The organism is Desulfobulbus sp., from assembly GCF_030824455.1.
GTDB lineage: Bacteria > Desulfobacterota > Desulfobulbia > Desulfobulbales > Desulfobulbaceae > Desulfobulbus.
The window spans coordinates 1-8,318 of the sequence record NZ_JAVBXR010000007.1; the positions used below are offsets into that span (position 1 = coordinate 1).

Below are 8,318 nucleotides of genomic sequence, written 5' to 3' on the forward strand. Positions count from 1 at the left end.
ATTTTCACCTGCCAAGTGAGTTTTCAGGACAGGCGGATATTGCAATATTTTTACTGAAATTTCAATATGTTGATTTTAATTTTACGTTGATTTTATAGATGTTTTTTCACTGAACCAGGGTTCAGATAAATTTAAAAAAAATAATAGACGGTTTCTGTAAATCAAATTTTCACAGTATGACACCAGGGAAATTGGTGTCTTTGTATGAGGAAATAAAGGCCCATCGGGGTTTAGATATTCCATATACAGAATTTTTGAATAAGTATTCGCCTGTCAAAGGATTCTACGAAAAAGGTCATCCAGAGTATAGTACCGTTTGTATTTCGCTATGGGGTTTGCAGTATCGATTTCCTGAGCATGACTTTTCAAATGATATGATCATTGCGATTGAACAACTAATCAAGTCCGACAACGAGCTAGATGAATATCGCAAAAAACAGCACAATCAGATTTTCAAATCAAGAAATAACATTTCTCTTTTAATAAGAAAAACCGAGTCATCAAAGAGGCATATCATGCAGACTGCATTCAGCCTATTAGAGTGCTACCTGAATGGTCTAGCATGGTCATACTTCAAAAAAAATAGCGCAGAATTGTCTAAGCGGAAAGTCGATACTCTTCAAGATAAATCAAATGTCACATTGCGTGATAAAATACGAAAATATCCATACATCATTTTCAATGAACATATCGATTAAAGTATTTATCAATTTATTTTAGACGAAGCCAAGCAATTTAGAGATTCACTTATGCATCCGTCACCATTTTATGCCCCTGAAAAGTTCGGCGGTTACGACAAGTTGGAAAAGCTTTACAAACTCGACATTGAAATTATTTCTGAATCAGTTAATGGGATTATAGAAGTGATTGAGAAGATTGAATCGATGAAAGGAAAAACAGCACCAATTCCAATCTGGTTGCCAAAAATCAAGGCAGCAGCCTGTAATCTCCTCCAGCGGACCGCAAGAAGCCGCAGTCGCTGAAGCGTACGTAAGCAAGTAGCCCGGATGGCGTGCAACGAAATCCTGGGCACAGCTCCCCCCCAAATTTTCTCACGAATCGCAGCGGCCTCCAGACGGCTCTAGACCTGAGGCCTGCACTTGGCCAGCCTTGACGGCAATTGCGTCGCTCAAGGGACGAGGCACCGAAACAAGTAAAATCAAATTTTCAAATACATACAGCCACGGGCAAATATGAAAGAAACGCATTGGAACATGAAACCGAACAGGGCAAAGGCGCTCATGCTCGCGAAACGCCAGTTGCCCGAATTTGTCTGTGATGCGGTGAATCTGGAGGGCATTCCTTTTACCCTTCCCGAAATCCAGACATTGCTGGATGGGATTACCGTTGGCGGACACAAAGTGGGCGACCAGCACATCGCCCTAAATCAAGCTGACGCGTGGCGGGCGCTGTTCCAATGGATAGAACAGGATCAATTTGCAATCACGGCGGAGCGCATTTGCGCTCTGCATGGAATAGCCGCCAAGGATGAAGCCTTGGAGTGGGGAAAATTCAGATCTGGCGGGGTGACGATTGCGGGAACAAACTATATTCCGCCCCGTGCAGATGCGCTGGCGGAGTTGTTTGTCCAAATGGCGGACGAAGCATCCGAAATTGAAGACGTTTATGATCGGGCCATCTATTTTTTCCTGACCATGGCAAGGCGTCAGTTTTTTTATGACGTCAACAAACGAATGGGCCGTTTCGTCATGAACGGGCTTTTGCTGAGTTGCGGATTTCCGGCGATTAATCTGCCAGCCAAGAGACAACTTGAGTTCAATCAATTGATGCTCGCTTTTTACGACACCGGCGATCAAAAAGAGATGAATGATTTCCTGCGCTCCTGCCTGGAAGAGAAAATCATCGCCATCATGAAAGAATAGCCGTTCCAACCAGTTCGCCGCGCACCCGGTTCGGCCTCGCAGCAAGCAGCGGGTGTTTTCCAGACCGAATCCCCCCTCTCCCCCTCCGTTTTATTCGCCGGTGCAGAAACGACGACTCCTGGAGGTCGGAGGTCGGCGAACAGGATGGGAGGCTACCGCTCAACCCGGTCTGCGGGTGTTTCAAAAAATCAGGGCGTATTCAGCGCAGCGCGGATAACCGGCGCCAGGTCGTGCAGAGACACCGGCTTCATCATGAACTCACGGATGCCGGCTTTGGTGACCCGCTCGGGCGAGAGGGCGGAACTGTAGCCCGAGCAGAGGATGATCGGCAGTTCGGGACGCAGGGCCAGCATGGTCCGCGCCACCTCGTAGCCGGTTTTTCCGGGCATGGTCTGATCGGTGATCACCAGATCAAACCCGGCGGGATTTTGTTCAAACACGGACAGGGCGCTGTTGCCGTCGTTGCAAACCGTCACCCGGTAGCCCAGCTGCTCCAGAAATCCTTTGAGATAATCGGCGACCATCTGCTCGTCGTCGACCACCAAAATCGATTCGTTGCCGCCGACCAGCGACTGCGCGCCCCGGCGGGATTGGGGCGCTTCAACCCCTGTGACCACCGGGAAGTAGACATGGAAGGTTGTTCCCTGCCCCGGTTTGCTTTCAACCTCAATCCGGCCGTCATGATTTTCGACAATGCCGTGCACCACGGCCAGCCCCATGCCGGTGCCTTTGCCGCTGGGCTTGGTTGTGAAATACGGTTCAAAGACGCGCTCCAGGACGCTGGCTTCAATGCCGCACCCGTTGTCGGCAACGCTGATTTTGATCCACTCCCGCTCCGCATCATGCGTCCACCCCTTTTGCTTGACCGGCTCCAGGCTCAACGTCATCTCGCCGCCCTGATCTTCCAGGGCGTGAAAGGCGTTGGTGCACAAATTCATGATCACCTGATGCAACTGGGTGGGGTTGGCAAGGATCATCCGGTCGGTCGCCGTTATCCGCTCCCGAATGGTGATGGTGGTGGGGATGGTGCCCCGCAGCAGTTTGATGGTCTCTTTGAGCAGCACGCCGGGCTGAAGCAGGATGCGCTTGGTGGTTTCCTTGCGACTGAAGGCCAAAATCTGATTGACCAACTCCGACGCCTTGCCGCCGGCCTTGAGGATCTGATGAAGTTCCCGCTGGAGGGTGGCGCCAGGCGGCAGCTTGAGCAGCGCCAACTCGGCATAGCCAAGGATGGCGGCGAGCAGGTTGTTAAAATCGTGGGCAATGCCGCCGGCCAGGGTGCCGATGGCCGCCATCTTCTGCGACTGGCGCAGTTGCTCTTCCAGTTGCCGTTGCTGGCGGAGGGTTGAAAGCCGTTCACTCAAATTGCGAATGAGCTCCAAGGAGCCAAGCAGCGCTCCCTGCTCGTCGCGAATCTCGCTGTCCATGGTTTCGCCGAGAAATGCGCGTCCGTCTTTGCAAACAAACCGGCGGCACCAAATGGCGGGAAAGTCGTCGTGACGAAAGATCTCGCAATGGTCTTCATAAAGCATCTCCGGCGATTGGCCGGCCAATTCTTCATTGCTGTAGCCGAACATACGGCACAGGGCAGGGTTGGCCTGCTTAATTTTCCCTGAGGCGTCCATCACCACCACGCCGTCGGGGATGCTGTTCAGGGTGGATTGAAAAAAAGAGCGCTGCTGATCAAGGTCCCTGATCTTGGCCTTGAGTTCGGGATAATAGCTCTTGCGGATGGATCGCTCGCCCAAGCCGACAATCGCGTCTTTGAGGTGATCCCACTGGTCTTCGCCATCAGTGCGCTTGGTCATGGCTCAGAAGGCCTCCTCATAGATTGCTTCGATATCGCGAAGCTGAACGCGGCGTGGATTGGTCACCAGGCAGGGATCGGCAAGGGCTTTGCGGGCAAGCAGGTCAATGTCTTCACGGCGCACGCCGCGGCTGGCGAGGCCGGATTGAAGCCCCAAACGCTCTTTAAAAGCGCGGATCGCCTCAAGCAGGGCCTGACGCCGCGCCTCTTCGGACAACCCTGCTGTTTGCAGGCCAAAAATTGCCCCGATGCGGTCGTAGCGTTCGCTTGCGGCGCTGTAGTTGAACGCGATCACGGGGTCAAGCAGCAGGGCGTTGCATTCGCCGTGCGGCAGATCGAGCAAACCGCCCAGACTATGAGCCATGGCGTGCACCGCGCCCAGGCTGGCGTTGGAAAAGGCCAGGCCTGCCTCCAGGCTGGCCAGCATCACCTTTTCGCGCAGGTGGATGTCGTCCAGCCGTTCCACAGCCTGGGGCAGGTAACGGTGCAACAGGCGAACGGCCTCCAGGGCGTGCAGATCGGTGAGCGGAGAACTGGCGGAACTGACGTAGGCCTCGACGGCGTGGACCAGCGCGTCTATCCCGGTGCACAGGGTCAGATGGCGGTCCATGGTCAAGGTGAGACCAGGATCGATCAGGGCCAAATCCGGCACCACCGCCTTGCTGATGATGGCGATTTTGACCTGGGCCTGGGTGTTGTTGATGATGGCGAACTGGGAAACATCGGCCGACGAGCCGGCGGTGGTGGGAACGCAGATCAGCGGCGGGCCGGGAATCGCGACGTTGTCCACGCCTTCAAACTCCAGCACGTGCTTGTCGTTGGCGGAAACAATGCTGACGCCCTTGGCGCAGTCCATGGGGCTGCCGCCGCCCAGGGCGATGATAATGTCGCAGTTTGATCGCCCAAACAGGTCCGCGGCCTCCATGACCTCATGGTCCCTGGGATTGGGACTGACCCGATCATAAACAACCGCGCGCATTCCCGAGGCCTCCAATATCTGCACCACCCGACTCAACAGGCCGGTCGCCGCCATCCCGGAATCGGTGACGACAAAAACCCCTTTGGCGTCGAAATTCAGGGCGTAACGCCCAAGTAATTCAACGGCGCCGTCTCCGAAAACAATTTCAGGAGCAAGGAATTTACAGATATTCAATTCGGTCAACATGGCGTCTCTCTCCCCCGATAAACATGCATTGGCCGTGATTGACTGAAAGGTCTGGGCTTTTATAGGCTGGATCTTTTTTATCGTATGCCAAAACGCGACACTCGTCAAACACCTTTCAATCCCTTATTTCTGCTGCAAAAACATCCGCCGGCCAATTGACCGACGAGCCTTCGACCGGCCCCGCGCAACGCCTTGCCCCATTGCGGCCAAGACGCCCACAGCGTGCCAGTTGCAGCGCAGTTCACTTGCCGGCCAGCGGCAGACCAAACCGATCCTGCCCCAGTAGATGAATGCTGTCGGCGCCAAACAGGTCCAGGAAACTCGAATCAGCCAGATTGCAACGGAAACCACGGCAGGCGCGCGGTCGGTGGTGATAAATGCGGCAGGCATGTTTGCCGTTGATTTTCTGCAGAAAAACGCAGCCTTTGTCGTCGGGATGAATCATAAAGACCTTGCCTGTTGCCTTGGCCTCGGCCTCCACCTGTTCTAGGGGGTTGTCGCGCAGTTGCGCTAAGCTGACGTTGACGCCGACATGGCCGCCCATTTTGCGGATGAAGTCGACCTCGTCCGGCTGCAAGGTTATTTTGCGGTACGACTTGCAGCAGGTGCCGCACTGACGGCACTCGGCAAAAATGGTGCGCAGGGCCGCCGAATCAACAGCAATGTTTTTTGTCATGACGCCTCAACGAAAAAAAGTCCGCCACGCCCGGCAGAGTCAAGCTCAGACCGTCCAAAAGGCGTGCAGCGGATGGTTGTCAAGAATCTTAGCGGCCCGCTCGGAATGGATCACTCCAGGCCGACGCCCCGCCGGCTGGAGCAGACTATCCACCGTGGCCAGCACCGAGGCTTCCAGGGACAGCGGATTGTATCCCCCTTCGAGCACGAACAGCAACCGGTCGTTGCAGGCTTCGTGCGCCAGGTGTTTCAGCAACTCGGTGACCGTGGCGTACCAGTGGGTGGTCAACAGGATCTTGCTGATGGAATCCTCGCAATGGCCGTCAAAACCAGCGGAAACAAGTATCATCTGGGGCAAATACTGCTCCACCACCCCGCCCAGCACCTTGCTCAACAGGTACAGATACTCCAAATCGGCAAACTGCTGATGTACCGGCAGGTTGATGGTGTACCCCCGGCCTTTGCCGCCGCCGACCTCCTGCCGTTCGCCGGTGAAGGGGAAAAGCTTTTCCTGATGGATCGAGATAAAAAACACCTGCTCGGTTTCGTAGAACACCGACTGGGTGCCGTTGCCGTGGTGGACGTCGAAATCAAGGATGAGAATCCGCTGCAGGCCATGCACCCGCCGCAGATGCTCAGCGGTGATCGCCACGTTGTTAAACACGCAGAATCCCATGCCCCTGCCGGGCTCGGCGTGATGTCCCGGCGGACGAATCAGGGCAAAGCCGTGATCAATCTCGCCTCCCATGATGCGGTCAGCCAGTTCCAAACACCCGCCGGCGGCCAAGGCCGCAGTAAAGATGCTTTGCTCCATCAGATAGGTGTCGCGGTCGTAGGAATAGGGGTCGGCGGTGTTAACGTGTTCGCGCAACTGTTCAAGATAGAAGGAAGAATGCACCGATTCCACCTCGGCGACCGAAGCCTCCCGGGGGTGGTAGGCGCGCAATCGGTCGCGGTATTTCGGTCCTTCCAGGGTGTGGTAGAGGCTGCGCACCCGGCCCGCGTTCTCCAAAGAGAGCTGCGGAATGCTGTGTTCGTAATATCTGCGGTCAAACAGAATCCCGGGCCGCTTATTCATAATGATGCTGGTAGATGGGCTGATTGACAAATTGCTGGCGACCCAACCGATAGAGGTAGCCGAGACGCTGGACCTGATGATCGGCGTAGGGCAGCGCCTGCACCTGGCTGAATCCGAGCTTTTGCAGACAGCGCTGTTGGGCGGCGTTGTTCACGTCGGTGTACATGTCGACCCGATGGATGCTGAGCCGGCTAAAGAGAAACAAAACCAAATACTTCTGCGCCTCAACGCCGTATCCCTTGCATCGCTCCTCGGGACGGGCGATCTTGATCGCCATGACCGCCGTCTCCGGTTCCTCTGCGCGAATCCAGTATTGCACCGTGCCGATGGGCGTCCCGTCGCGCAACTCAATCAGAAAGGTCTTGTGACGCTCGGACCAGAGAACCCCGGCCTGCAACTGGACGTTCAACTCCTCGACAGAATAGTTTTTCGGCGTCAGATGATCGCCATAGGCCAGGGGATCGTTGCTCCATTCGGCTAAAAGTTGCAGATCCTGCGCTTCGATGCGCCGGAGCTGCAAACGTATGGTGAACAACCTGTTGCCAAAGATGGTCATAGCTTCCCTGCTCTCCCCTCGTCCGATAAGGAGAAGCCCTGAAGGACAGGGCCTCTCCTGGTTGGCGTTCGCCTATTTGCACATATTGTTGACCGCTTCCTGCAGTGAACTGCTCGAGGCCATCAACCGATCCAGGGCCTGCACCGTGTCGCCCACCGAGCCCTGCACGGTTTCAGTGGTTTTCTGATTTTCGCCCGAGGTCTTGACCACCGTCTGGATCTGTTCCATCACCGTGTGACCCTGGTCGGCCAGGGTGGCGGCCCGGCCTCTGACGTCGTCAACCGAGGTGGAGATGGTCATGATGCCGCTGGAGATTTCTTCCATGGCGGAGAGCGCGGTGTTGATCACCTTGGAGCCGTCGTCAAGCATGTGCATGCCGTCCTGCATGGCGGCGATGGTCTGGCGACTGTCGCTCTCGACCATTTTAACGATATTGGAAATGTCCACCGCCGAGCGCGAGCTGTTCTCCGCCAGCTTGCGCACCTCGTCGGCAACCACCGCGAAGCCTCGGCCCGCGTCGCCGGCCCTGGCGGCCTCAATGGCGGCGTTGAAGGCCAGCAGATTGGTCTGCGAGGCGATCTCCTTGATGATGTCGACAAAACCGCCGATCTTTTCCACCTGGGAAACCAGGGTGCCCACCATATCGTTGTTCTGCTGCATCGAACGGTTGATCTGCTGCATCTTGTCGCCAGCCTCGGCCCCGGCTTTACGGCCGTTTTCCGCCTCCCGCGACATGGAACCGGCCAGTTGGTTGACCTTCTCGCTCACCGTCAGCATTTCGGTCGAAGATTCAAGCATCCGGCGGATGGTGGTTTCCGATTCGTCCAGGCGAACCACTTCCTGATCCAGCGATTCGTTCATGATATGCATGTTGCCGCGCACCTGCTCCATCTGCCGCTGGGAATCGGCCACCAATTCGGCCACCTCCTGACTGGCCCGGCTGACCAGTTGCTCGACCTCGGCCTCGGCGCTGACGTCAAGCGCAAACTCAAGCGCGCCCTTGATGTTGCCCTTGGCGTCTTTGATCGGCGCCCCGGTGTACTTGAAGGGAACATCGCGGCCGTTGACTCGGGCCACGGTCCTGGCCGAAACCACGCTGTCGGTCTTCATCGCCTGACTGCAGGCGCAGTGCTCGGTGTTGCAATGGGTGGTGT

General features: G+C 55.8%; 9 protein-coding genes. 3 read left to right on the plus strand and 6 right to left on the minus strand.

Translation table 11 applies throughout. The annotated features are described in order from the left end of the window. The first annotated feature begins 194 nt into the window (after positions 1-194). The 3 genes from RCH93_RS00680 to RCH93_RS00690 all read left to right on the plus strand — a co-directional run bounded on the left by RCH93_RS00680 (position 195) and on the right by RCH93_RS00690 (position 1,883). Positions 195-698 (plus strand): hypothetical protein, encoded by a 504-nt coding sequence (locus tag RCH93_RS00680; protein WP_306546104.1) that lies wholly within the window; start codon positions 195-197, stop codon positions 696-698. Between the two features lie 51 nt (positions 699-749). Continuing rightward, positions 750-983, plus strand: a complete 234-nt coding sequence (locus RCH93_RS00685) for a hypothetical protein (RefSeq protein WP_306546106.1) — start codon at positions 750-752, stop codon at positions 981-983. Between the two features lie 210 nt (positions 984-1,193). Continuing rightward, positions 1,194-1,883: a Fic family protein gene (locus RCH93_RS00690; protein ID WP_306546108.1), complete on the plus strand. Its 690-nt coding sequence runs from the start codon at positions 1,194-1,196 to the stop codon at positions 1,881-1,883. Between the two features lie 188 nt (positions 1,884-2,071). On the opposite strand, the gene RCH93_RS00695 is transcribed toward RCH93_RS00690, so the two are convergent. The 6 genes from RCH93_RS00695 to RCH93_RS00720 all read right to left on the minus strand — a co-directional run. Continuing rightward, a complete protein-coding gene (locus tag RCH93_RS00695) occupies positions 2,072-3,691 on the minus strand; it encodes an ATP-binding protein (RefSeq protein WP_306546110.1) in 1,620 nt (539 codons plus the stop codon). A 3-nt stretch (positions 3,692-3,694) separates the two neighbouring features. Then, positions 3,695-4,855, minus strand: coding sequence for an alcohol dehydrogenase-like regulatory protein ErcA (gene ercA / locus RCH93_RS00700; protein WP_306546112.1), 1,161 nt, complete (start codon positions 4,853-4,855; stop codon positions 3,695-3,697). 241 nt (positions 4,856-5,096) lie between these two features. Continuing rightward, positions 5,097-5,531 carry a YkgJ family cysteine cluster protein gene (locus tag RCH93_RS00705; RefSeq protein WP_306546113.1) on the minus strand — a complete coding sequence of 145 codons (435 nt, stop codon included), beginning with the start codon at positions 5,529-5,531 and terminating at the stop codon, positions 5,097-5,099. A 45-nt stretch (positions 5,532-5,576) separates the two neighbouring features. Then, on the minus strand, positions 5,577-6,608 hold the full coding sequence (locus tag RCH93_RS00710; protein ID WP_306546115.1) for a histone deacetylase: 1,032 nt from the start codon (positions 6,606-6,608) through the stop codon (positions 5,577-5,579). Further along, on the minus strand, positions 6,601-7,164 hold the full coding sequence (locus RCH93_RS00715) for a GNAT family N-acetyltransferase (protein WP_306546117.1): 564 nt from the start codon (positions 7,162-7,164) through the stop codon (positions 6,601-6,603). The genes RCH93_RS00710 and RCH93_RS00715 overlap by 8 nt, the downstream gene beginning before the upstream one ends. A gap of 72 nt (positions 7,165-7,236) precedes the next feature. Then, positions 7,237-8,318: methyl-accepting chemotaxis protein (locus tag RCH93_RS00720; RefSeq protein WP_306546119.1), on the minus strand; the 1,082-nt coding region annotated here is incomplete at its 5' end.